Origin of the sequence: Halomonas beimenensis, assembly GCF_002549795.1 — a bacterium.
Taxonomy (GTDB): domain Bacteria; phylum Pseudomonadota; class Gammaproteobacteria; order Pseudomonadales; family Halomonadaceae; genus Halomonas; species Halomonas beimenensis.
On sequence record NZ_CP021435.1, the window covers coordinates 3351236 to 3374792 of the forward strand.

Genomic DNA, 23557 nt, shown 5'->3' on the forward strand with positions numbered 1-23557 from the left:
AAGCAACAGTTTTTATAACCTAATTTAACATTCAGACCGATCGGCCGCGGCGCGCCCCGGCCCCGAGGAAGGGAGACTGGCATGACATTCGTCGTCACCGAAAACTGCATCAAGTGCAAGTACACCGACTGTGTCGAGGTCTGCCCGGTGGACTGCTTCTACGAAGGCCCCAATTTCCTGGTGATCCACCCCGACGAGTGCATCGATTGCGCCCTTTGCGAGCCCGAGTGCCCGGCCGAGGCGATCTACTCCGAGGACGAGCTTCCCGAAGGCCAGGAGCAGTTCATCGAGATCAATGCCGAGCTGGCGGAGGTATGGCCGAACATCACCGAGAAGCAGGATCCGCCGGCCGACGCCGAGGAGTGGGACGGCAAGCCGGGCAAGCTGGAGCACCTGGAGCGCTGAGGCCGACCGCCGCTTCGCCGTCGGCCACGCAGACACGACGACGCCGAATGTCTCCCGACATTCGGCGTCGTCGTTTGCACTGCGGTAGAAGGAGAACACCGGGCAAAAAAGGGCGGCCGTGCTGGCCGCCCGCTCCTAGCCGTCCTTGAGCGGCTCCCTCCGCTCGAGCTCCTTGAGTGATTTCCCTGCCCGGAAGCGGCGTCCTGCTGCACCGGGCTCACTCGAGACTGCATCCCGTGGCATCCTGCCGGGAGAGTTCCTCTCTCCCTTGTCCCGGTATCCATTCTGGCAGCCTCGCGCGACTTCTCAACCACCCCCGGGTCGCCCCGCGCTCCCGCCACAGGGCAACGCACCCCAAGAAAATACCTAAAAATCATACAGTTAAAAAAATGCCGACACCCCATGGGCGCCGGCATCGTCGACCGAAATGTCACACATCTCGCCGCCGTCTTGTAGGCGATCTCCTACATGACCTCGGCGGTTCACTGCCCCTTGATGGCGGCGCGGCCCGGGTAGTCCACGCGATCGCCCAGCTCCTGCTCGATCACCAGCAGGCGGTTGTACTTGGCGACGCGATCGGAACGGCACAGCGAGCCGGTCTTGATCTGACCGGCGGAGGTGCCCACGGCCAGGTCGGCGATGGTGGTGTCCTCGGTCTCGCCGGAACGGTGCGAGATGACGGCGGTGAAACCGGCATCCTGGGCCATGCGGATGGCATCCAGGGTCTCGGACAGCGAGCCGATCTGGTTGAACTTGATCAGGATGGAGTTGCCGATCTGCTCGTCGATGCCACGCTTGAGGATCCGGGTGTTGGTGACGAAGAGATCGTCACCCACCAGCTGCACGCGGTCGCCCAGCTTGTCGGTCAGCGCCTTCCAGCCGTCCCAGTCGGACTCGTCCATGCCGTCCTCGATGGAGACGATCGGGTACTGGTCGCACAGCTCGACCAGGTAGTCGGCGAAGCCGGCGGCATCGAAGCTCTTGCCCTCGCCGGCGAGGTTGTACTGGCCGTCCCGATAGAACTCCGAGGAGGCGCAGTCCAGCGCCAGGGTGATGTCGGAGCCGAGCGCATAGCCGGCGTCGCTCACCGCCTGCTTGATGACCGCCAGGGCCTCGGCGTTGGAGGCCAGGTTGGGCGCGAAGCCACCCTCGTCCCCCACGGACGTGGACAGCCCGCGCGCGGCCAGGACCTTCTTCAGGGCGTGGAAGACCTCGGCCCCCATGCGCAGCGCCTCACGGAAGTCGGGCGCCCCCACCGGCTGGATCATGAACTCCTGGATGTCGACGTTGTTGTCGGCATGCTCGCCGCCGTTGAGGATGTTCATCATCGGCACGGGCATCCGGTACTGGCTGGGCTGACCGTAGAGCTCGGCGATGTGCGCATAGAGCGGCATGCCCTTGGCGGTCGCGGCGGCCTTGGCGGCGGCCAGGGACACGGCGAGGATGGCATTGGCGCCGAGCTTGGCCTTGTTGTCGGTGCCATCGAGCTCGAGCATGGCATTGTCCAGGCCACGCTGATCCCGGGCGTCCATGCCGATGAGCCGCTCGCGGATCGCGCCATTGACGGCCTCCACGGCCTTCAGCACGCCCTTGCCCAGGTAGCGGGCCTTGTCGCCGTCACGCAGCTCGAGGGCTTCCCGGGACCCCGTGGAGGCGCCGCTCGGGGCACAGGCGGCGCCGACCGCGCCGCTCTCCAGGCGTACCTCGGCCTGGACGGTGGGGTTGCCGCGGGAATCGAGCACCTCGAGGGCGCGGATATCGACAATCTTGGTCATCTCTGAGTCGTCCTTTCAGTCAGTCAGCGTTGATTGAGTCAATGGGAAACCGCATTTCTCTCTCGACTTGCAGGAGCAGCCCGGGCAATCGGCCTTATTCTATTGTCAGTGCTGGCAGGCCCTTCACCAGGTCATCCAGGGCCTTGAGCTGGGCGAGGAACGGCTCGAGCTTGGCGAGCGGCAGGGCACAGGGGCCGTCGCACTTGGCCTGGTCGGGGTCCGGGTGGGCCTCCAGAAAGAGCCCGGCGAGCCCCACCGCCACTCCGGCCCGAGCCAGCTCGGCGACCTGGGCGCGGCGCCCGTCGGCGCTGTCGGCTCGCCGGCCGGGGCGCTGCAGGGCATGGGTCACGTCGAACAGCACCGGATAGCCGGTCTGCTTCATGTCGCCGAAGCCGAGCATGTCGACCACCAGGTTGTTGTAGCCGAAGCTGGTGCCGCGCTCGCAGAGGATCAGCCGGTCGTTGCCGGCCTCCTCGCACTTGCGCAGGATATGGCGCATCTCGTGGGGCGCCAGGAACTGGGGCTTCTTGATGTTGATCACGGCTCCGGTCGCGGCCATGGCCACCACCAGGTCGGTCTGGCGGGCGAGGAAGGCCGGCAGCTGGATGACGTCCGCCACCTCGGCGGCGGGCGCCGCCTGCCAGGGCTCGTGGACGTCGGTGATGATCGGCACGCCGAAGCGCTCCTTCACCTCCGCCAGGATCTCGAGCCCCTTCTCCAGGCCGGGACCGCGGAAGGAATGAATGGAGCTGCGATTGGCCTTGTCGAAGCTGGCCTTGAAGACATAGGGCATGTCCAGCCGCGAGGTGACCTCGACATAGGTTTCGGCGACCTCGAGGGCCAGTTCGCGGGATTCCAGCACGTTCATGCCGCCGAACAGCACGAGCGGCCGGTGGTTGCCGACCCGGAGGCCGGCGACATCGATCAGGCGTTCCGGGACGGGCATGGCACTCACTCCTGGGGGGCGGTCTGGACGCGAGCGCGAGCCGCCTTGTGCGCCAGGGCCGCGTTGACGAAGCCGGTGAACAGCGGGTGGCCGTCACGGGGGGTGGAGGTGAACTCCGGATGGAACTGGCAGGCCACGAACCAGGGATGGTCGGGGAGCTCGACCATCTCCACCAGGGAGTTGTCGACGCTGCGACCGGAGACCACCAGGCCGGCCTTCTCCAGGTCGGCGACGAACTGGTCGTTGACCTCGAAGCGATGGCGATGGCGCTCGACGATTTCCTCGTCACCGTAGGCCTCCCGCGCCCGGGAGCCTTCCGCCAGACGACAGACCTGGCCGCCCAGGCGCATGGTGCCGCCGAGATCGGAGGCCTCGTCGCGCAGCTCGATCTTGCCTTCCGGATTGAGCCACTCGGTGATCAGGCCCACCACCGGATGCTGGGTGTCGTGGGTGAACTCGGTCGAGTTGGCGTCGTCCCAGCCGGCCACATGGCGGGCGAACTCGATGACCGCCACCTGCATGCCCAGGCAGATGCCCAGGTAGGGGATATTGTTCTCCCGGGCGAAGCGCGCGGTGGCGATCTTGCCTTCGACGCCGCGTTCGCCAAAGCCGCCCGGCACCAGGATGGCGTCCTTGCCGGCCAGCCGCTCGGGACCGTGGCGCTCGATGTCCTCGGAGTCGATGTAGTCGATGTTGACCTTCACCCGGGTCTGGATGCCGGCGTGCATCAGCGCCTCGTTGAGCGACTTGTAGGCGTCGAGCAGCTCCATGTACTTGCCGACCATGGCGATGTTGATCGACTTGAGCGGATTGAGCTTGGCATCGAGCACCCGGACCCACTCCGACAGGTCGGCCTCGTCGGCCTCCAGGCGCAGCTTGTCGCAGACGATCTCGTCCAGGCGATGCTCGTGCAGCATCAGCGGGATGCGGTAGATGGTGTCGGCATCCTGCAGCGGGATGACGGCCCGCTCCTCGACGTTGGTGAACAGCGCGATCTTGCGCCGCTCGGTCTCCTCCAGCTCCACCTCGCTGCGGCAGATCAGGATGTCCGGCTGAATGCCGATGGAGCGCAGTTCCTTGACGCTGTGCTGGGTCGGCTTGGTCTTGGTTTCCCCCGCCGTCTTGATATAGGGCACCAGGGTGAGGTGCATGAAGATCGCCCGGCTGGCGCCCAGCTCGCTGCGGATCTGGCGGATCGACTCCAGGAAGGGCAGCGACTCGATGTCGCCCACGGTGCCGCCGATCTCGACCAGGGCCACGTCGGCGCCCTTGCCGCCCTCGTAGACCCGGCGCTTGATCTCGTCGGTGATGTGCGGGATCACCTGGACGGTGCCGCCCAGGTAGTCGCCCCGGCGCTCCTTGCGCAGCACGTGCTCGTAGACGCGGCCGGTGGTGAAGTTGTTGGCCTGGGTCATCTTCGTGCGGATGAAGCGCTCGTAGTGCCCGAGGTCCAGGTCGGTCTCGGCCCCATCCTCGGTGACGAACACCTCGCCATGCTGGAAGGGACTCATGGTGCCCGGATCCACGTTGATGTAGGGATCGAGCTTGAGCATGGTGACCTTGAGGCCACGCGCCTCGAGAATCGCCGCCAGCGAAGCCGACGCGATGCCCTTGCCGAGAGAGGACACAACGCCGCCGGTCACGAAGATATATCGTGTCATGGAGAACCTGTCGAAACGTGATCGGTAGGCCCGGCAGGAAGCCGCGCCAGGATGGGACGACAGCGTAGCAGAATACGACCAATGGCTCAATTTGGCGGCCAAGCGGCCAAGCGGCCAAGCGGCCAAGCGGCCAAGCGGCCAAGCGGCCAAGCGGCCAAGCGGCCAAGCGGCCAAGCGGCCAAGCGGCCAAGCGGCCAAGCGGCCAAGCGGCCAAGCGGCCAAGCGGCCAAGCGGCCAAGCGCAGTCTCGAGTCGAAAGAGGAAAGTAGCAAGGGGATCTGCGGCCCTTGCTACTTTGTACTTGCCACTTTCTACTTGCTACCCCTTTGCCGGCTCGGCGCTTGTAGCTAGGCGCTTGCTGCTCGCGGGAGGCTCACACCTCCAGGTAGTCGAGGATGCCCTCGCCGGCCTGGCGGCCTTCGAACACCGCGGTGACCACCAGGTCGGAGCCGCGCACCATGTCGCCGCCGGCGAAGATCTTCTCGTTGGTGGTCTGGAAGGCGTAGGCGCCGTGCTCGGGGGCCTTGACCCGGCCCCGCTCGTCGAGCTCGATGCCCACGGTCTCGAACCAGGGCGCCGGGCTCGGCTGGAAGCCGAAGGCGATGACCACGGCATCGGCGGGCACCACCTCCTCGGAGCCGGGCACCACCTCGGGGCGCTGGCGGCCGTTCTCGTCGGGCTCGCCGAGGCGGGTGCGGACGACCTTGACGCCCTCGACCTTGTCCTCGCCGACCACCGCCACCGGCTGGCGGTTGAACAGGAACTCCACGCCCTCCTCCCGGGCGTTGGCCACCTCCTTGCGCGAACCGGGCATGTTCTCCTCGTCGCGACGATAGGCGCAGGTCACCGCGGCCGCGCCCTGGCGGATGGCGGTACGGTTGCAGTCCATGGCGGTGTCGCCGCCGCCCAGCACGACCACCTTCTGGCCTTCCAGGGAGACGTAGTCCGCCGGGTCCTTCTCGAAGCCCAGGCAGTGGTTCACGTTGGCGATCAGGTAGTCCAGCGCCTTGTGGACGCCCGGCAGGTCCTCGCCGGGGAAGCCCCCTTCCATGTACTTGTAGGTGCCCATGCCGAGGAAGACGGCGTCATACTCCTCCAGGAGCTTGTCGAACGGCATGTCCTTGCCGATCTCCACGCCCAGGCAGAACTCCACGCCCATCTCCTCGAACACCGCCCGGCGGCGCTCCATCACGGTCTTCTCGAGCTTGAACTCGGGAATGCCGAAGGTCAGCAGGCCGCCGATCTCGGGGTACTTGTCGAACACCACCGGCTTGACGCCGTTGCGCACCAGGATGTCCGCGCAGCCGAGCCCCGCCGGGCCGGCCCCGATGATCGCCACCTTCTTGTCGGTCCAGGTGACCTTGGACATGTCCGGGCGCCAGCCCATGGCGAAGGCGGTATCGGTGATGTACTTCTCCACCGAGCCGATGGTCACGGCGCCGAAGCCGTCATTGAGGGTGCAGTCCCCCTCGCAGAGGCGGTCCTGCGGGCAGACCCGCCCGCACACCTCGGGCAGCGAGTTGGTGCGGTGGGAGAGCTCGGCGGCCTCCAGGATGTTGCCCTCGCTGACCAGCTGCAGCCAGTTGGGGATGTAGTTGTGCACCGGGCACTTCCACTCGCAGTACGGATTGCCGCAGTGCAGGCAGCGATGGGCCTGGGCCGCCGCCTCCTGGGGCTTGAACGGCTCGTAGATCTCGGCGAACTGCCTCGCCCGGGTGCGGGCCGGTTTCTTCTCGGGGTCCTGGCGACCCACGTCGATGAACTGGAAGTCGTTGCTCAAACGGTTGGCCATGTTCTGTGCTCCTATCTCCGGGCTTACTCGGGACGCCGACGGGATTCGTCCAGCAGGCTGGCGAGGCTCGCCGCCTTGGGCTTCACCAGCCAGAAGTGGCGGATGAAGTCGCTGAAGTCCTCGAGGATGTCGCGGCCGCGCTGGGAGCCGGTCTCCGCGACGAATTCCTCGATGATCTCCCTCAGGTGTCGCCGATGGGCCTCCATGGCCTCGGTGTTGACGCGGTGGATCTCCACCAGTTCATGGTTGTACTTGTCGACGAAGGTGCGGTCCTCGTCGAGCACGTAGGCGAAACCGCCGGTCATCCCCGCGCCGAAGTTGACGCCGGTCTCGCCGAGCACGGCGACCAGGCCGCCGGTCATGTACTCGCAGCAGTGGTCCCCGGCCCCCTCGATCACCGCATGGGCGCCGGAGTTGCGCACCCCGAAACGCTCGCCGGCGGTACCCGCGGCGAACAGCTTGCCGCCGGTGGCGCCGTACAGGCAGGTGTTGCCGACGATCGCCGTCTTGTGGCTCTCGAAGTGGCTCTCCCGGGGCGGCACGACCACCACCTTGCCGCCGTTCATGCCCTTGCCGACATAGTCGTTGGCGTCGCCCTCCAGGTAGAGGTTTAGGCCGCGGGCGTTCCACACCCCGAAGCTCTGGCCGGCCACGCCGCGGAAGCGGGCGGTCACCGGGGCATCCTCGAGGCCCGCCTCGCCGTAGCGCTTGGCGATCACGCCGGAGGCCAGGGCACCGACGGAGCGGTCGCAGTTGGTGATGGTGAAGTCGAACTCGCCGCCGGACCTGTCCTCGATGGCCGCCTTCAGCGCCTCGAGCACCTCCTGGTTCTTGGCGCCCGGGTCGTGCGGCACGTTGCGGTCGACGCGGCAGTACTGCGGCGCCTCGGCCGGCACGAAGTCGTTGGTCATCAGCGGCGACAGGTCGAGCTTGCGCTGGGACTCGGTGACGCCCTCGATGACCTCCAGCAGGTCGGTGCGCCCGATCAGGTCGGTGAGCCGGCGCACGCCCAGCAGGGCCATCAGCTCCCTCACCTCCTCGGCGATGAAGCGGAAGTAGTGCTTGACCATGTCCACGGTGCCGCGGAAATGCTCGTCCCGCAGGTACTGGTGCTGGGTGGCCACGCCGGTGGCGCAGTTGTTGAGGTGGCAGATCCGCAGGTACTTGCAGCCCAGGGCGACCATGGGGGCGGTACCGAAGCCGAAGCTCTCGGCGCCGAGGATGGCCGCCTTGATGACGTCCAGGCCGGTCTTCAGGCCGCCGTCGGTCTGCAGGCGGATCTTGTCGCGCAGGCCGTTGATCCGCAGGGCCTGGTGGACCTCGGGCAGGCCCAGCTCCCAGGGGCTGCCGGCGTGCTTGATCGAGGTCAGCGGGCTCGCGGCGGTGCCGCCGTCGTAGCCGGACACGGTGATCAGGTCGGCATAGGCCTTGGCCACGCCGGTGGCGATGGTGCCGATGCCGGGCTCGGAGACCAGCTTCACCGAGACCTGGGCGTCCGGGTTGACCTGCTTGAGATCGAAGATCAGCTGCGCCAGGTCCTCGATGGAGTAGATGTCGTGGTGCGGCGGCGGCGAGATCAGGGTGACGCCGGGCACCGAGTAGCGCAGCCGGGCGATCAGCTCGTTGACCTTGCCGCCGGGCAGCTGGCCGCCCTCGCCGGGCTTGGCGCCCTGGGCGACCTTGATCTGCAGCACCTCGGCGTTGGCCAGGTAGGCCGGGGTGACGCCGAAGCGCCCGGAGGCGATCTGCTTGATCTTGGAGGAACGGATGGTGCCGTAGCGGGCCGGGTCCTCGCCGCCCTCGCCGGAGTTGGAGCGCCCGCCGGCCTCGTTCATGGCCTGGGCCAGGGCCTCGTGAGCCTCCGGCGACAGCGCGCCCAGCGACATGCCGGCGCTGTCGAAGCGCGGAATCAGGCTCTCCACCGCCTCGACCTCGTCCAGCGGCAGCGGCGTGGCGGCCGGCTTGAGCCGGAGCAGGTCGCGGATGGTGGCCGGCTCGCGGTCATTGACCAGCGCGGCGAATTTCTTCCACTTGGCGTAGTCGCCTTCCTGCACGGCCTCCTGCAGGGCCTTGACCACGTCCGGGTTGTAGGCGTGGTACTCGTGGCCATGCACGTACTTCATCAGGCCGCCGTGGGAAATGCTCTTGCGCGGCGTCCAGGCGGCCTTGGCGAGCAGCTCCTGCTGCAACTGCAGCTCGGCGAAGCCGGTCCCCTCGATGCGCGAGGCCATGCCGGCGAAGCACAGCTCCATGACCTCGGAGGACAGGCCCACCGCCTCGAAAAGCTGGGAGCCGCGGTAGGAGGCGAGCGTCGAGATCCCCATCTTGGAGAGGATCTTGAACAGCCCCTTCTGCAGCCCCTTGCGGTAGTTCTCGCGGGCGTCGGCCGGGTTGCCGACCAACTCGCCGGTGCGGTGCATGTCGGCCATGACCTGGTAGGCCAGCCAGGGATACACGGCGGTGGCGCCGACGCCGAACAACACCGCCATCTGGTGGGCGTCCCGGGCGTAGCCGGTCTCGACGATCAGGTTGACGCGCGGGCGCAGCGCCAGGCGACCCAGGTGATGGTGGACGGCCCCCACCGCCAGGGCGGCATGGATCGGCAGCTGCCCCTTCTGCAGCTCGGCATCGGAGAGCACCAGGATCACCTTGCCGTCCCGGGCGGCCTGTTCCGCCTGGGCACACAACGCCTGGAGGGCTCCCTTGAGCCCGGTGGCCTCGGGGTCGTAGGCCAGCGACAGGGTGTGGCTGACGAAGGCCGGGTCCTCGTGGGTGACCAGGGCGGTGAACTTGCGCGGCGACAGCACCGGGGTGGTCAGGATCAGCCGGTGGGCATGCTCCGGCGTCGCCTTGAAGACGTTGCGCTCGGCCCCGATGCAGCTCTCCAGCGACATCACGATCGACTCGCGCAGCGGATCGATGGCCGGGTTGGTGACCTGGGCGAACTTCTGGCGGAAGTAGTCGGTCAGCAGCCGATGCTTGCCGGACAGGACCGCCATGGGCGTGTCGTCACCCATGGAGCCCACCGCCTCCTGACCGCTCTCGGCCAGGGGCCGCAGCACCTGGTCGCGCTCCTCGAAGCTGACCTGGAACATCTTCTGCTGCACCGCCAGGGCGTCGGCATCCATGTTCTGGAAGCGGGCCAGCTCGGTGAGCGCCGACTCCAGGTAGTTGGCCTCCTGCTTGAGCCAGCGCTTGTAGGGGTAGGCGGACTTGAGCCGCTCATCGATGTCGCTGGTGTGCAGCACCTCGCCGGTCTCGGTGTCCACGGCCAGCACCTGCCCCGGGCCGACCCGCCCCTTGGCCACCACGTCCTCGGGCTTGTAGTCGTAGGTGCCGATCTCGGAGGCCAGGGTGATGTAGCCGTTCTTGGTGATCACCCAGCGAGCCGGGCGCAGGCCGTTGCGGTCGAGCATGCACAGCGCCTGGCGGCCGTCGGTCATGACCACGCCGGCGGGACCGTCCCAGGGCTCCACGTGCATGGAGTTGTACTCGTAGAAGGCCCGCAGGTCGCCGTCCATGATCTCCACGTTCTGCCAGGCCGGCGGCACCATCATGCGCACCGCCCGATGCAGGTCCATGCCGCCGGTCAGCAGGACCTCGAGCATGTTGTCCATGCTCGAGGAGTCGGAGCCGGTGGTGTTGACGATCTCGTCGAGCTCGGCGATGTCGGGCAGGCGCTCGCTGACGAAGTTCTCCTTGCGCGAGTTGGCCCAGCCGCGGTTGGCCTGGATGGTGTTGATCTCGCCGTTGTGGGCCAGCAGGCGGAACGGCTGGGCCAGCGGCCAGCGCGGCGCGGTATTGGTGGAGAAGCGCTGGTGGAAGACGCAGATGGCGGTCTCCAGGCGCGTATCGCCCAGGTCCTGGTAGAAGGCCGGCAGGTCCACCGGCATCACCAGGCCCTTGTAGGAGACGACCTCGGCGGACAGCGAGCAGACGTAGAAGTCCTCGTCGTCGCGCAGGGCCTGCTCGGCGCGGCGCCGGGCCATGAACAGGTCGACGTCGAAGGTGTCGGCGGCGGCCTCACCGGGCTCGACGAACACCTGGCGGATACGCGGCAGGCATTCCAGCGCCATGGGGCCGCAGACGGCAGGGTCCACCGGGACCTCGCGCCAGCCCAGCACCTTGAGCCCACGGGCCTCGAGCTCGGCTTCCAGGGTCTCACGCCCGCGGGCCTCCCGGGCATCGTCGTCGGGCAGGAAGATCGCCCCCACCGCGAAACGCTCACCCAGCTCAATCCCGAGAGATTCCTTGGCGATTTCGCGCATAAAGCCTTCAGGCATCTTCAGCAGCAGGCCGCAGCCGTCGCCGGTCTTGCCGTCGGCGGCGATGCCGCCACGGTGAGTCATGCAGGTCAGCGATTCGATGGCGGTCTGCAGCAGATCGTGGCTGGCCTGGCCCTCCATGTGGGCGATCAGGCCGAACCCGCAGTTGTCACGGAACTCGCCGGGTTGGTGAAGACCTCTGTTCATGGGCGTGCCTCAGGTTTAAAGGGTTGTCTTCGCAGATGATTGTGATATGTTTATATGTTTTTCTTTTTTCACGATGCCCGTTTCGAGGCATCGAGACTGCGCGGCAAAAGGTTTCACAGAATAGCCAGCGCCCCCCGCTCCTGCAATGCCTCGCCCCCGAGACCGCCCCAAAAACCATTGCCAAATCCGCCACTTGGCGAATCATTCAATAAAAAAACCGCCACAACTCAACGGCTTGCAACAGCCCCTCCTTACCGCGCCCGCCCAGCAAGCGCGGCCTAGACTTTAGTCGCAACTCGCCCTTACACCCCATACCGATGCTGCATATGGCATGCGAATTCCAGAATTCTTGACACTCCCTGCCCTCGTCGCGCCCCCCCCCCCGCGACGGGCGGACACGCCGACGCCCGCGACAAACGACGACGCCCGCTGCGGGCAGCGGGCGTCGGCTTCGGGCACGATGATCGGGCGAGGATCAACGTCGGGGGAAATCCTCCAGCAGGCGCGACAGGATCTCCGGGGGCGTCTCGTCATGGATGCAGGCCTTGCCCAGGCCCTCGAGCAGGATCAGTCTCAGTCGATCGTCGAGGTTCTTCTTGTCCAGCCGCATGATGGCCAGGAAGTCCTCGCCGGTCATGTCGGCCGGCGCCGCCAGGGGCAAGGCGGCGGCCTCCAGGGTCGCCCGGGTGCGCGCCACGTCCGCCTCGTCGAGCCAGCCCAGGCGACGCGACAGCTCGGCGGCCATCAACATGCCGGTGCCCACGGCCTCCCCGTGCAGCCAGCGCCCATAGCCCTGATGCGTCTCGATGGCATGGCCGAAGGTATGCCCCAGGTTGAGCAGCGCCCGCACGCCCTGCTCGGTCTCGTCCTCGGCGACGATCTCGGCCTTGAGGCTGCAGCTGCGCTCGATGGCCCGCGCCAGGGCGGCCGGCTCGAGCCCGCGCAGGTCCGCCATGCGGGCCTCCAGCCAGGCGAGGAAGCCCTCGTCCCGGATCAGGCCGTACTTGATCACCTCGGCCAGGCCGGCGGAGAGCTCCCGGGACGGCAGCGTGGACAGGGTGTCGGTGTCGATCAGCACGGCACGAGGCTGCCAGAAGGCGCCGATCATGTTCTTGCCGCGGGGATGGTTGACCCCGGTCTTGCCGCCCACCGAGGAATCCACCTGGGACAGCAGGGTGGTCGGCACCTGCACGAAGGCCACCCCCCGCTGGTAGCAGGCGGCGGCGAAGCCCACCATGTCGCCGATCACCCCGCCGCCGAGGCCCACCAGGGTGCAGCGGCGGTTGAAACCGGCCTCCAGCAGGGCATCCCAGATCCGCTCGACGCTCTCCAGCGTCTTGGTCGCCTCGCCGTCCGGCAGCACCAGCTCGCGGACCGTCAGGTCATCGGGCAGAGCGGCCTTGAGCCGCTCCAGGTAAAGCGGCGCCACCGTCTCGTTGGTCACCACCATCACCTGGCGCCCGGCCAGGTGGGGCACCAGCCACCGGGCATCGCCCAGCAGCCCCGGACCGATATGAATGGGGTAGCTGCGCTCGCCCAGCGACACCTTCAGGGTGCACAGGACATCATCGGGTCGCGTCATGGTTCAGGCCTTGCATTGGAGGGGATCCACCAGTCGCTGCACGCGACGCACGATCTCGTTGACCACGGCCTTGGGACCGCGACGATCGGTGCGCACGACGAGGTCGGCGGTGGCTCGGTAGAGGGGGTCTCGCTCCTCGAACATCCGCTCGAGGACCTGCTCGCGATCGTCACGCTGGAGCAGCGGTCGGTTGCGATCCTTGGCGGTTCGCCGCAGCTGCTGCTCCACGGTGGTGAACAGGTAGATCACGGTCCCGCTGTCGCGCAGGATCCGGCGGTTCTCCTCGCGCAGCACGGCGCCGCCCCCGGTGGCGATGACCACGCCCTCCCGGGTGGAGAGCTCGCGGATCATCTGGGTCTCGCGGTCGCGGAAGCCCGCCTCGCCCTCGACATCGAAGATCCAGGGAATATCGGCGCCGCAGCGATCCTCGATCTCGTGGTCGCTGTCGAGGAAGTCACGCGACAATTCGGCCGCCAGGAGGCGGCCGATGGTGCTCTTCCCGGCCCCCATGGGGCCGATCAGTATCAGGTTGGGTAGTGCCGGCATCAGCGAATCGCCAGGTTGTCATCCAGTATTCGGGGCGTGATGAATACCAGCAACTCTACCTTATCGTTGGTGTCCTCGGTATAGCGGAAGAGATTCCCCAGCACCGGGAGGTCTCCCAGGAAGGGCGTCTTGAACAGGCTGCGCACCTGCTCGGTGGTCAGGATCCCGCCCAGCACCACCGTCTCGCCGTCGTCCACCAGCACCTGGGTGGTGATCTCGTTGGTGTCGATGGCGGGCGCCCCGCCGAAGGTCTGATCGGCGACGGTGTCGTTGTTGATCACCAGGTCCATGATGATGCGATTGTCCGGGGTGATCTGGGGCGTGACCTCCAGCGACAGCACGGCCTCCTTGAACTCGATGTTGGTGGCGCCGCTGGAGGTCGACTCCTGGTAGGGAATCTCGGTGCCCTGCTTGATCAGCGCGGTGCTCTGGTTGGCGGTGATCACCCGCGGCTGGGAGATGGTCTGGCTCTTGCCCTCGCTCTCCAGGGCGCGCAGCTCCAGGTCGAGCAGCACGTCCCCCGACAGATAGCCGAAGGCGAAGTTGGTGGTGGGCGACAGCTGGTCCCCCAGATCCACGGTCAAACCGCCATTGGCCGCCGTCCCGGTCGAGGCGCCCCCCAGGTCGAGCCGGTCGCTGCCACCGCCCGACAGCCCCCAGTTGACCCCCAGCTCCCGGGTGGCACTGTCCCGGGCGATGACGATGCGCGCCTCGATCTGTACCTGGCGGACCGCCACGTCGAGCCGCTCCAGGGTCCGGAGGATGGCATCGATCTGCTCGGCGGTGTCCTGCACCAGCAGGGTGTTGGTCCGCGGGTCCACGGCCACCCGGCCGCGCTCGGTGAGCAGGCCGAAGCCGCTCTCGCCGCGCAGCAGCGTCGCCAGGCTATCGGCCTTGGCGTACTTCACCTGGATGTACTCGGTCTCCAGGGGGGCGAGGGTCTCGAGCTGTTCCTGGGCCTCGAGTTCCTGGCGCTCGAGCTCGGCCAGCTCCGCCGCCGGGGCCACCACGATGACGTTGCCCTCCTGCCGGCTGGCCAGGCCATGGCTCTTCAGCACCAGGTCCAGGGCCTGGTCCCAGGGCACGTCCTCGAGATTGAGGGTCACCCGGCCGGTCACGCTGTCGCTGGCCACCAGGTTGAGGCCGGTGAAATCGGCGATGATCGCCAGCACCGAGCGAACCTCGATGTCCTGGAAGTTCAGGGTGATCCGCTCGCCGGTGTAGGGGAACTGCTCGCGGACCCGCTCCTCGCGCTCCTGGGGAGTGACCGGCTGCGCGGAAACGGTCAGCTGTCGGCCGCTCTGGGTGGACAGCATGGCGAAGTCCCCCTGCCCCTCGATCTCCAGGGTCACGCCGTCTCGGCCGACCCGGGGGGTGATGCGCCGGATCGGCGTGCCGAAGTCGGTGACGTCGTAGACCTGATTGAGCGAGGCCGGCAGGGTCACGTCGCTCAGGCGGGCCACGATGTCCGAACGCCCGCTCTCGCTGACCCGGGCGTCGACGCCGGCCCGGTCGAAGCTCACCACCAGGCGTCCGGCGCCGCCCTCGCCGCGCCGGAAGTCGATATCGGTGACGCTCGCCTGCGCGCCATGGGACGAGGCGCTCTCGGGGCGGGTCGGGGCGCTCGGCGGGGCCGACGCGACGCCGCCGCCGATGGACAGGCGCAACCGGTCGCCCTGCTGGACGGTGTCGTAGGGCAGCGGTCCCTCGAGATCGAAGACCAGGCGCGTCCGGGACCCCGCTTCCAGGGCGGTGACCCGCTGCACGCCGCCCAGGCCCAGCTCCTGGCGACGACGCTCCAGCGCGCTGCGCGTGTCCATCAGGTCGATGGTCAGGCGCGCCGGGTCGTCCAGGCGATAGCCGCGCACCTCGGGAACCGGCCCGTCGAAGGCCAGGTCCACCTCCAGCTCGCCGCCGCTTCCCTGCCGGAAATCGAGATCGGTCAGCGTCGAGGCCGCCAGGACGGAGGTGGATATCACCAGCATGGCAAGGCCCGCGAGAGCACGTATCATCGGTTTCATGGTTCCCTTCTCCCCTCGCACAGCCATGTCCCCTCGGCGACGGGACACGGCGTTGTCATTGTCTAGCCATCCAGCGACAGCAGGGTGCTGCGCTCGATCCATCCGCCGCGACCGGTGGGCACGATCTCCACCAGCTGCACCGAGGCCTCGGTGATGCCGACGATCCGGCCGAAGTCCGTGCCCATGCGATCCCCCACCCGCAACCGATGCACGTTGCCGTCCGGCGCCTTGATCAGGGCCGAGGGCTGACCGCCCACGGTCAGGGTACCCACCAGATCGAGCTGATCGAGGTTGTAGGCCTCGAGCGGTTCCTTGGGCCGGGTCTGATCCGGCGCCAGGTCGGTATCCCCCACCGGCAGCTCCCGACTCTCCGGCAGGCGGGCCTGGAAGGGACTGCGCTGGTCCGCATGGCGGTAGTCCACCGACCGGTAGACGGGCATCGGCGGCAAGGGCTCGAGCGTCAGTTCGCCCGGGTCGGCCCGCAACTCGGCCAGCTCGCGGTCGAGGCTATCGAGATCGTTGTCGCGGCAGGCGCCGAGCAGCAGCGCCAGGGGCAGCAGGGCCCCGATACGCAGCCAGTTCCTCATTGCGACCCCTCCTCCTCGGGCGACGCCTCCGGCGGCCGATAGCTGTAGGTACGGGCGAGCATCGACAGCTCCAGCCGGCCACCGCCTGCCGGCTTCAGCTCGAAGTCGTGCTGGGTGACGATGCGTGGCAGATCGGCGACACCGGCGATGAAGGAGCCGATGCGGTGGTAATCGCCGCGGACCCGGATATCGAAGGGCCGCTCCACGTAGAACTCCTGGCTGACGGGGCTGCGCAGCCGGATGAAGTCGATGGACAGCTGGTTGTCGAGGGCCGCCTGGCTGATGTCGTCGATCAGCGACGGGATCTCGGGGCCGCTCGGCAGCATGGCGACCAGGGCATCCAGCCGGCCATCCAGCTCTTCCACCTGATCGCGCAGGGCCGGCAGGTTGGCCGCCTGGGCCGCCTTGCTGCGGAAATCCCGCAACAGCCGCGCCTCCTCCTGTCGAGCGGTCTCGAGCTCCTCGGCCTTGGGCGCCGCCAGGTACCAGTACAGGCCGGCGAAGGTCAGCCCCAGGGCCAGCACGCAGCAGATCAGCTGCAGCAGGAAGGGCCAGCCGCCGGACTCCTTGATGTCCAGCTCTCCCCAGTCCAGGTCACGCAGGCGACGCAGCTCGGTGGACAGGTTCATGGCGCCACCTCCTTCTTCTCCGCGTCCGGCATGTGCTGATCCACGCTGAGGTCGAAGCGGCGCTGGCCGTTGGAGGACTCCACCTCGGAGAGCACCGGCACATCGAACACCGGCGATGCCTCCAGGGCACGCAGCTGGTCGGAGACCCGCCGGTTGTCCTCGGCCAGCCCGGACAGCCGCAGGCGATCGCCCTGGCGGGCGAGGTTGGCGTAGTAGACGCCGTCCTCGAGACTCGCCGCCAGCGCATTGAAGACATGCACGGTCTGGGGACGCTCGGCCTGCAGCCGCTGGAACACCTCGATGCGCCGCTTGAGCGTCTCGATCTGCGCCTCGTACTGGCTGACCGCCCGGATGTCGCGGTCCAGCTCGGCGATACGGCCGCGGATCAGCTGATGTCGCTCCTGCTGGGCCAGCAGCTGCTGGTCGTAGTACCAGGTCATGGCATAGCCGCCGCCGAGCCCCACCATCGCCGACAGGGCCAGGGCGACATAGAACCGCTTGCTGCGCCGCTGCCGCTGTTCCTCGCGCCAGGGCAGCAGGTTGATCTCGATGGTCATGAGCGCACCCTCATCGCCAGGCCGCAGGCCGTCAGCATGGCCGGGGCATCACCGGCCAGGGTCTGGACGTCGATCCGCGGATTCACCTTCATGCGCCGGAAGGGGTTGGCGATCACCACCTCCATCCCGCTCTCCTCGGCGAGACGATCCGCCAGGCCGGGCAGCACGCTGGTACCGCCGGCCAGGATCATGCGCCGCACCTCGTGCTTGCGTCCCGCCGTGTAGTAGAGCTGCAGCGAACGCCCCACCTGCTGCACCAGGGTATCCAGGAAGGGCTCGAGCACGCTGCGCTGGTAGTCCTCGGGAAGCCCGCCGCGCTTCTTGGCCAGCCCCGCCTCCTCCAGGCTCAACCCATAGCGGTCGCGGATCTCCTCGGTCAGGGCGCGCCCGCCGAAGACGGTATCGCGGCTGTAGGTGATGCGACCGTCGCGCAGGACGTGGAAGGCGTTCATGTTGGCCCCGATGTCCACCAGTGCCACGCAGTCTTCCTGCCCGGCGGCGGGAGGCAGCTGGGAGGCCAGCTCGGTATAGGCCCGCTCCATGGCGAAGGTCTCCACGTCCACCATGGCCGGCGTCAGCCCCGCCTGCCTGACCGCCTCGGTCAGCTGGCCGACGTCCTGCTGGCGGCAGGCCACCAGCAGCACGTCCTGCTGGTCCCCGTAGCGGGCGTTGAGGCCCAGGCGCTGGAAATCGAAGGCCACCTCGCTGAACGGAAAGGGAATGTGCTTGTCGGAGTCGAGTTGTATGCGGGTCTCGATCTCGTCGTCGGCCAGCGACGCGGGAAGCGTCAAGGTCTTGGTGATCGCCGCACTGGCCGGCACCGCCACCGAGACCCGGTGGCTCGAGGGCTTGGCATGATCCACGGCGCGTTTGAGGGCGTCGACGACCTCGCCCATGTCACGGATACGGCGCTCGACCACGGCGCCTTCGCGAAGCGGGCGCACGGCATAGCTCTCGACCTGATAGCCGCTGCCGGCCCGCTTGAGTTCGATGAGCTTGACGGTGGCCGATGTGATATCGATCCCGATAAGCCCCTTACCGGATGCCCTGAATCCCATCTAGGTCATGCCCCCGACTGATCCTGGCGGTAATCCGCTCGTTATGGCCCCAGACCCTGCTCCAGACGAAGGTACCAGCCGCTTCGTACCGTTCCTGTAATTCGAGGTTACATGATATTGCCGAATCCCACACGGAAGCGGTGTCGCCAGGCGTCAACGCTGGTGGTCACGCAACCGGCTTCCTATAATGGCCCTCGCGTCGTCATCCCCCTGTATCGCGTCCCTATCGATTCCGTTCCCAGCATGGATACCGCCATTTCATGAAGTTCTTAAGAACCCTGACCTTCTCGGCTTTCTGGCTGCTCATCTCGCTCACGACCGCCTCGGTGCTGGCCGTGGTGGGGGCCGCCCTCTATTTCGCCCCCGGCCTGCCGGACGTTCGCCAGCTGCAGGACTACGAGCTGCAGACTCCGCTGCGCATCTTCACCCGGGACGACAAGCTGATCGGCGAGTTCGGCGAGGAACGGCGCCTGCCGGTGGAGTTCGACGAGATCCCGCCGGAGATGGTGCAGGCCCTCCTGGCGGCGGAGGACGCGGGCTATTTCGATCATCACGGCGTCGACCCCAAGGGCCTGGCCCGCGCGGCCGTCGAGCTCATCGCCAGCGGGGGCGACATCCAGTCCGGGGGCTCCACCATCACCATGCAGGTGGCGCGCAACTACCTGCTGACCCTGGATCGGACCTTCACCCGCAAGATCCGCGAGATCCTGCTGGCGCTGCAGATGGAGCAGATCCTCAGCAAGGAAGAGATCCTCGAGCTCTACGTCAACAAGATCTTCCTCGGCCATCGCGCCTATGGCATCGCCGCGGCCGCCGAGGTCTACTACGACCGCCCCCTGTCGGAACTGACCCTCGCCCAGCAGGCGATGATCGCCGGCCTGCCCAAGGCCCCCTCCGCCTTCAACCCGCTGGCCAACGCGGAGCGCGCCCTGATCCGTCGCAACTGGATCCTGTTTCGCATGCGCGAGCTGGGGTTCATCGACCAGGCCGCCTACGACGAGGCGGTCCAGGCGCCGGTCACCGCCCGTCGCCACGTCGCCCAGGCGGAGGTCCCGGCCGACTATGTCGCCGAGATGGCGCGCCAGTACGTCGTCGACCGTTTCGACGACGCCTACACCGGCGGCTATCGCGTCACCACCACCCTGGACAGCGAGCTTCAGCCGCTGGCGCGCCAGGCGCTCGCCAAGGGCCTGATCGCCTACGACACCCGTCATGGCTGGCGGGGTCCGGAACAGAGCGAGATTCCCCGCAGCCTGGCGGAGGCTCAGGCACAGACCGATCGCCAGGGGCTGGAGGAGGAGCTCGCCGAATCCCCCGAGGTCATGGCCACCGCCCGCCGCGCCGCCGAGCGCAGCCAGACCGAGGTGGAGGGTATCGAGGGCGATGTCAGCAACTGGCTCCAGGTGCTGGAACGCACGCCGGCCCTGGGTCCGCTGCAGCCGGCGATCGTGGTGGAGAGCGAGGGCCGCGAGATGCGCGTGCTGACCCGCCAGGGGGAGGTGGCCACCCTGGCCTGGGACGGCCTCGACTGGGCGCGCCCCTATCGCAGCGCCCGCAGCCGTGGCCCCGCCCCCTCTTCCGCGGCCGAGATCGCCAGCCCCGGCGACCTGGTGCGCATCCTCGAGCGGGAGGACGGCAGCTGGCGGTTGTCGCAGCAGCCCGAAGCCCAGGGCTCGCTGGTGGTGATGGATCCCCAGACCGGCGCCATCCTGGCGCTGCAGGCCGGCTTCGACTTCAACGCCAGCAAGTTCAACCGCGCCACCCAGGCTCGCCGCCAGGCAGGCTCCATCTTCAAGCCCTTCGTCTACCTGGCGGCCCTCAACAGCGGCGAGATGAATCCCGCCAGCATCATCAACGACGCGCCCGTCGTCATGCAGGATGGCAGCGACGAGCTGTGGCGCCCCAACAACTCCAGCGGCGATTTCCTCGGCCCGACCCGGTTGCGCGTGGCCCTGGCCCGCTCCCGCAACCTGGTCACCATCCGCCTGCTGCAGACCCTGGGCCTGGAGCGCACCATCGGCTTCCTGGAGGAGTTCGGCTTCGACGCCGAGCGCCTGCCCCACGGCCTGTCGCTGGCGCTGGGCAGCACCAGCCTGACCCCGCTGGAAATGACCCGTGGCTATGCCGTCCTGGCCAACGGCGGGTTCGCGGTGGAGCCCTGGCTGATCGAGCGGGTGACCCGCGGCGAGGATCAGACGGTGATCGAGGAAGCCGATCCCCTGGTGGCCTGTCGCGAATGCGCCCCCGACCAACAGCGCGTGGAGCGTGACGGCGAGACCTACCGGGTCGCCCCCCGGGTCGCCGACCCGGCGGCGGTCTACCTGCTGCGCGACATGCTGCGTGACGTGGTCGAGCGGGGCACCGCCCGTCGCGCCCTGAGCCTCGAGCGTTCGGACATCGTGGGCAAGACCGGCACCACCAACGACCAGCGGGATGCCTGGTTCGCCGGCTTCAATACCGACCTGGCGGCCACCGTCTGGGTCGGCAAGGACGACAACACCCCCACCGCCGAATATGGCTCCCAGGCCGCCCTGCCGATCTGGGTCGACTTCATGGGTCGCGCCCTGGCCGGCCGCCCCGAGCGGCTGCCCGAGCGCCCCCAGGAGATCGTGGTGCGTCGCGTCGACCCCGACACCGGCCGGCTGCTCCACGACGATCAGCCCGGCGGCATCGAGGAACTGTTCCGCGCCGATCACCTGCCCGGCTACCAGCCGCGGCGCGTCGACCAGGCCGTGGAGCAGGAGAGCGGCTCCCAGGGCACCGCCACCTACGAAGCCATCTTCTGATTCCACCGGCCCGGCGAGGCGACCGGTGGGTCGCCTCGCCTCGGGCTCGACTCCCTCACCCTGTCATCCCCGAATGCCCGGAAGCGCCACCCCATGCCCTCCAGCTCACTGCCGACGCATGCCCTCTGGCTCGGCCTCGTGGTCATGCTGGACGTCGCCCAGGCGACCCCCTTCTATGCCCCGCCGGCACCACAGGCCGATACCCCCGACTGGAGCGGGGAGGCCGAGCTGGGCTTCACCCGCCTGACCGGCAATACCGACAGCCAGACCCTGCTGGCCAAGGGCCGGCTGACCTGGCTGAGCGGCGACCTCGTCCACAGCCTCAGCGGCCAGGCCCGCCAGGTGACGCGCGACGGGGAGACCAGCAGCGAGCGCTACCGGCTCGCCCTGCGCGAGCGCCATGACATCGAGGGCCCCCACTACCTGTTCGGCTTCGCCCGGTGGGACAAGGATCGCTTCGGCGGCTATGACTACCAGCTGGCGGCCATCGCCGGCTACGGTCGCCGCCTGCTGGACGCCGCCCCCCACCGACTGGCGCTGGAGGCGGGACCGGGCTATCGCCACGACAGCGTAGGCGCGGGGGCCGATCGACGCCTGGGCGTGCTGTACGCGGCACTGGACTATCGTGGCTCCCTGGCCGAGAACGCGACCGTCACCCAGGAATTGTCGCTCGAGCAGACCGATGCCAACCTCACGGCGCGCACCCTGAGCGCCCTGAGCGCGCACCTCAATGACCACCTGGCCCTCAGGATCTCCCACGAGATCGAGCACAACTCCCGCCCGCCGGCGGACGCCGCGGCCCTGACGGACCACACCACCGGGGTCTCGCTGCTCTACGACTGGTAGCTCGAACGCGACGACGCCGACCCTCGGGCCGGCGTCGTCGTGTCGGGGGAAGGCTCGCTGCAGGCAATCAGCCGCCGTAGACCTCATCCACCGTCTTCAGCGGATAGTGGGACGGATAGGGCTTCCGCGCCACGCCGGAGTCCACCGCCGCCTGGGCCACCGCCGAGGACACCCGCTCCAGCAGCCGCACGTCCACCGGGGTCGGAATGATGTAGTCGCGCCCGAAGGTCATGCTCGCCTTGTCGTAGGCCTCGAGGACCGCCTGCGGGACGGGCTCGCGGGCCAGATCCTTGAGGGCATGCACCGCCGCGACCTTCATCTCCTCGTTGATCCGGGTGGCGCGCACGTCCAGGGCGCCACGGAAGATGAAGGGGAAGCCCAGGACGTTGTTGACCTGGTTGGGGTAGTCGGAGCGACCGGTGGCCATGATGACGTCCGGTCGCGTCTCCCGTGCCAGATCGGGATCGATCTCGGGATCCGGGTTCGTGCAGGCGAAGACGACCGGATTGTCGGCCATCTTGCGGATATGGTCGGCGGTCATCAGGCCAGGGCCGGAGAGGCCGACGAAGACGTCGGCGCCGTCGATGGCATCGTCCAGGGTGCGCTTGTCGGTGTCGACCGCGAACATCGCCTTGTACTGGTTGAGATCCTCGCGTCCGCTGTGGATCACGCCCTTGCGGTCCAGCATCACGATGTTCTCGGCCCTGGCGCCGCAGGAGACCAGCAGCTTCATGCAGGCGATGGCCGCCGCGCCGGCGCCCAGGCAGACGATCCTGGCGCTCTCGAGGGACTTCCCGGCCACGTCCAGGGCATTGAGCATGCCCGCGGCGGTGACGATGGCGGTCCCGTGCTGATCGTCATGGAAGACGGGGATGTTGCACTGCTCGACCAGGGCGCGCTCGATCTCGAAGCATTCCGGCGCCTTGATGTCCTCGAGGTTGATGCCGCCCCAGGTGTCGGCGATGCGGGCCACGGTGTCGATGAAGGCCTGGGGGCTCTCGGCATTGACCTCCAGGTCGACGGAATTGATGCCGGCGAAGCACTTGAACAGGACGCCCTTGCCTTCCATGACCGGCTTGCTGGCCAGGGCTCCGAGATTGCCCAGTCCCAGGATGGCACTGCCGTCGGAGATGACCGCGACCAGGTTGCCCTTGCCGGTATAGAGATAGGCGTTCTCCGGGTCACGGGCGATCTCGCGAACCGGCTCGGCCACTCCCGGGCTGTAGGCCAGGGCGAGGTCCCGGGCCGTGGCGGTGGGCTTGGTCAGCTCCACCGACAGCTTCCCGGGGATGGGGTTCGCGTGATAGTCCAGTGCCGCCTGTCTCTTCGCGTCTGTCATGCTCAGGATCCGGTCTAGAGTGGTGTGGTAGGAAGCCCAGGCTATAGAAAAAAATTCCATTTTTCAACTTTGGTCGATTGCCTGCAGCTTCGCCAACGTTTCCCGACGATCAGCGATATTTGCCACAACTTATGGCGACGCCCACAGCCATAAAGGATTCCTTATCGTGGCGTTTCACCCTTGAGCATAGACAAAAAGAACCCGCCACTGGGGGCGGGTTCCTGTCTCGCGATGAAGGCGCCGATGGCCGGCGCGGATCTCAACGCTTGAGTGCGGCACCGAAGCGCTTGTTGAAGCGCTCCACGCGACCACCGGTGGTCGCTTGCTTCTGCTTGCCGGTGTAGAAGGGGTGGCACTGGGAGCAGACGTCCAGGTACAGGTCCTGCTCGGAGGTGGAGCCGACCTCGAAGGTGGCGCCGCAGGAGCAGGTCGCACTGACCGTCTTGTAATTCGGGTGGATACCTTGTTTCATCTTGAGCCTCGTTGCGCTGTATGCCGCCACCTGATCCCGTGCCAGGCACCGCATACGGGTTGTCTGAACGTTCAAACCGGGCGC

Annotated in this window: 17 protein-coding genes; 3 read left to right on the top strand and 14 right to left on the bottom strand. The window is 67.7% G+C overall.

Annotated elements, in window-relative coordinates; all coding sequences use genetic code 11:
• Positions 1 to 81 precede the first annotated feature (81 nt).
• Positions 82 to 405 carry a ferredoxin FdxA gene (fdxA, locus tag BEI_RS15580; protein WP_097790379.1) on the top strand — a complete coding sequence of 108 codons (324 nt, stop codon included), beginning with the start codon at positions 82 to 84 and terminating at the stop codon, positions 403 to 405.
• A gap of 482 nt (positions 406 to 887) precedes the next feature.
• On the opposite strand, the gene eno is transcribed toward fdxA, so the two are convergent.
• The 12 genes from eno to BEI_RS15640 all read right to left on the bottom strand — a co-directional run bounded on the left by eno (position 888) and on the right by BEI_RS15640 (position 18030).
• Complete coding sequence (eno, locus tag BEI_RS15585; RefSeq protein ID WP_097790380.1) at positions 888 to 2180, bottom strand: phosphopyruvate hydratase; 1293 nt, start codon at positions 2178 to 2180, stop codon at positions 888 to 890.
• A 94-nt stretch (positions 2181 to 2274) separates the two neighbouring features.
• The gene (kdsA, locus tag BEI_RS15590; protein ID WP_097790381.1) at positions 2275 to 3126 is read right to left on the bottom strand and encodes a 3-deoxy-8-phosphooctulonate synthase; all 852 of its coding nucleotides are present in this window, start codon (positions 3124 to 3126) and stop codon (positions 2275 to 2277) included.
• A gap of 5 nt (positions 3127 to 3131) precedes the next feature.
• Positions 3132 to 4787 carry a CTP synthase gene (locus tag BEI_RS15595; RefSeq protein WP_097790382.1) on the bottom strand — a complete coding sequence of 552 codons (1656 nt, stop codon included), beginning with the start codon at positions 4785 to 4787 and terminating at the stop codon, positions 3132 to 3134.
• A 372-nt stretch (positions 4788 to 5159) separates the two neighbouring features.
• Positions 5160 to 6578 (bottom strand): FAD-dependent oxidoreductase, encoded by a 1419-nt coding sequence (locus BEI_RS15600; protein WP_097790383.1) that lies wholly within the window; start codon positions 6576 to 6578, stop codon positions 5160 to 5162.
• A 23-nt stretch (positions 6579 to 6601) separates the two neighbouring features.
• A complete protein-coding gene (gltB, locus tag BEI_RS15605; RefSeq protein WP_097790384.1) occupies positions 6602 to 11050 on the bottom strand; it encodes a glutamate synthase large subunit in 4449 nt (1482 codons plus the stop codon).
• A gap of 475 nt (positions 11051 to 11525) precedes the next feature.
• On the bottom strand, positions 11526 to 12632 hold the full coding sequence (gene aroB, locus BEI_RS15610; RefSeq protein ID WP_097790385.1) for a 3-dehydroquinate synthase: 1107 nt from the start codon (positions 12630 to 12632) through the stop codon (positions 11526 to 11528).
• A 3-nt stretch (positions 12633 to 12635) separates the two neighbouring features.
• Positions 12636 to 13178, bottom strand: coding sequence for a shikimate kinase AroK (aroK, locus tag BEI_RS15615; RefSeq protein ID WP_097790386.1), 543 nt, complete (start codon positions 13176 to 13178; stop codon positions 12636 to 12638).
• Positions 13178 to 15190: a type IV pilus secretin PilQ gene (locus BEI_RS15620; RefSeq protein WP_097790387.1), complete on the bottom strand. Its 2013-nt coding sequence runs from the start codon at positions 15188 to 15190 to the stop codon at positions 13178 to 13180. Before BEI_RS15620 ends, aroK begins: the two co-directional genes overlap by 1 nt.
• A 71-nt stretch (positions 15191 to 15261) precedes the next feature.
• On the bottom strand, positions 15262 to 15786 hold the full coding sequence (locus BEI_RS15625; RefSeq protein ID WP_097790388.1) for a pilus assembly protein PilP: 525 nt from the start codon (positions 15784 to 15786) through the stop codon (positions 15262 to 15264).
• Positions 15783 to 16415, bottom strand: coding sequence for a type IV pilus inner membrane component PilO (locus tag BEI_RS15630; RefSeq protein ID WP_097790389.1), 633 nt, complete (start codon positions 16413 to 16415; stop codon positions 15783 to 15785). The genes BEI_RS15625 and BEI_RS15630 overlap by 4 nt, the downstream gene beginning before the upstream one ends.
• Positions 16412 to 16972, bottom strand: a complete 561-nt coding sequence (locus BEI_RS15635) for a PilN domain-containing protein (protein WP_097790390.1) — start codon at positions 16970 to 16972, stop codon at positions 16412 to 16414. The genes BEI_RS15630 and BEI_RS15635 overlap by 4 nt, the downstream gene beginning before the upstream one ends.
• The gene (locus BEI_RS15640) at positions 16969 to 18030 is read right to left on the bottom strand and encodes a pilus assembly protein PilM (RefSeq protein ID WP_097790391.1); all 1062 of its coding nucleotides are present in this window, start codon (positions 18028 to 18030) and stop codon (positions 16969 to 16971) included. Before BEI_RS15640 ends, BEI_RS15635 begins: the two co-directional genes overlap by 4 nt.
• 260 nt (positions 18031 to 18290) lie before the next feature.
• Here BEI_RS15640 and BEI_RS15645 point away from each other — a divergent pair, with 260 nt between their 5' ends.
• Together BEI_RS15645 and BEI_RS15650 are read left to right on the top strand one after the other, a co-directional pair.
• Entirely contained in the window at positions 18291 to 20816 is a 2526-nt protein-coding gene (locus tag BEI_RS15645; RefSeq protein ID WP_097790392.1) for a penicillin-binding protein 1A, read from the top strand.
• A gap of 93 nt (positions 20817 to 20909) precedes the next feature.
• Complete coding sequence (locus BEI_RS15650) at positions 20910 to 21662, top strand: DUF481 domain-containing protein (RefSeq protein ID WP_097790393.1); 753 nt, start codon at positions 20910 to 20912, stop codon at positions 21660 to 21662.
• Positions 21663 to 21729: 67 nt separating this feature from the next.
• On the opposite strand, the gene BEI_RS15655 is transcribed toward BEI_RS15650, so the two are convergent.
• Both BEI_RS15655 and rpmE read right to left on the bottom strand, forming a co-directional pair.
• Positions 21730 to 23001 (bottom strand): malic enzyme-like NAD(P)-binding protein, encoded by a 1272-nt coding sequence (locus BEI_RS15655; RefSeq protein WP_097790394.1) that lies wholly within the window; start codon positions 22999 to 23001, stop codon positions 21730 to 21732.
• Positions 23002 to 23260: 259 nt separating this feature from the next.
• Positions 23261 to 23473 (bottom strand): 50S ribosomal protein L31, encoded by a 213-nt coding sequence (gene rpmE, locus BEI_RS15660; protein WP_097790395.1) that lies wholly within the window; start codon positions 23471 to 23473, stop codon positions 23261 to 23263.
• Positions 23474 to 23557 lie beyond the last annotated feature (84 nt).

Excerpts from the sequence above, each read along its gene's own strand:
- fdxA (WP_097790379.1), top strand. The coding sequence starts at position 82 with ATGACATTCGTCGTCACCGAAAACTGCATCAAGTGCAAGTACACCGAC.
- eno (WP_097790380.1), bottom strand. The coding sequence starts at position 2,180 with ATGACCAAGATTGTCGATATCCGCGCCCTCGAGGTGCTCGATTCCCGC.
- kdsA (WP_097790381.1), bottom strand. The coding sequence starts at position 3,126 with ATGCCCGTCCCGGAACGCCTGATCGATGTCGCCGGCCTCCGGGTCGGC.
- BEI_RS15595 (WP_097790382.1), bottom strand. The coding sequence starts at position 4,787 with ATGACACGATATATCTTCGTGACCGGCGGCGTTGTGTCCTCTCTCGGC.
- BEI_RS15600 (WP_097790383.1), bottom strand. The coding sequence starts at position 6,578 with ATGGCCAACCGTTTGAGCAACGACTTCCAGTTCATCGACGTGGGTCGC.
- gltB (WP_097790384.1), bottom strand. The coding sequence starts at position 11,050 with ATGAACAGAGGTCTTCACCAACCCGGCGAGTTCCGTGACAACTGCGGG.
- aroB (WP_097790385.1), bottom strand. The coding sequence starts at position 12,632 with ATGACGCGACCCGATGATGTCCTGTGCACCCTGAAGGTGTCGCTGGGC.
- aroK (WP_097790386.1), bottom strand. The coding sequence starts at position 13,178 with ATGCCGGCACTACCCAACCTGATACTGATCGGCCCCATGGGGGCCGGG.
- BEI_RS15620 (WP_097790387.1), bottom strand. The coding sequence starts at position 15,190 with ATGATACGTGCTCTCGCGGGCCTTGCCATGCTGGTGATATCCACCTCC.
- BEI_RS15625 (WP_097790388.1), bottom strand. The coding sequence starts at position 15,786 with ATGAGGAACTGGCTGCGTATCGGGGCCCTGCTGCCCCTGGCGCTGCTG.
- BEI_RS15630 (WP_097790389.1), bottom strand. The coding sequence starts at position 16,415 with ATGAACCTGTCCACCGAGCTGCGTCGCCTGCGTGACCTGGACTGGGGA.
- BEI_RS15635 (WP_097790390.1), bottom strand. The coding sequence starts at position 16,972 with ATGACCATCGAGATCAACCTGCTGCCCTGGCGCGAGGAACAGCGGCAG.
- BEI_RS15640 (WP_097790391.1), bottom strand. The coding sequence starts at position 18,030 with ATGGGATTCAGGGCATCCGGTAAGGGGCTTATCGGGATCGATATCACA.
- BEI_RS15645 (WP_097790392.1), top strand. The coding sequence starts at position 18,291 with ATGAAGTTCTTAAGAACCCTGACCTTCTCGGCTTTCTGGCTGCTCATC.
- BEI_RS15650 (WP_097790393.1), top strand. The coding sequence starts at position 20,910 with ATGCCCTCCAGCTCACTGCCGACGCATGCCCTCTGGCTCGGCCTCGTG.
- BEI_RS15655 (WP_097790394.1), bottom strand. The coding sequence starts at position 23,001 with ATGACAGACGCGAAGAGACAGGCGGCACTGGACTATCACGCGAACCCC.
- rpmE (WP_097790395.1), bottom strand. The coding sequence starts at position 23,473 with ATGAAACAAGGTATCCACCCGAATTACAAGACGGTCAGTGCGACCTGC.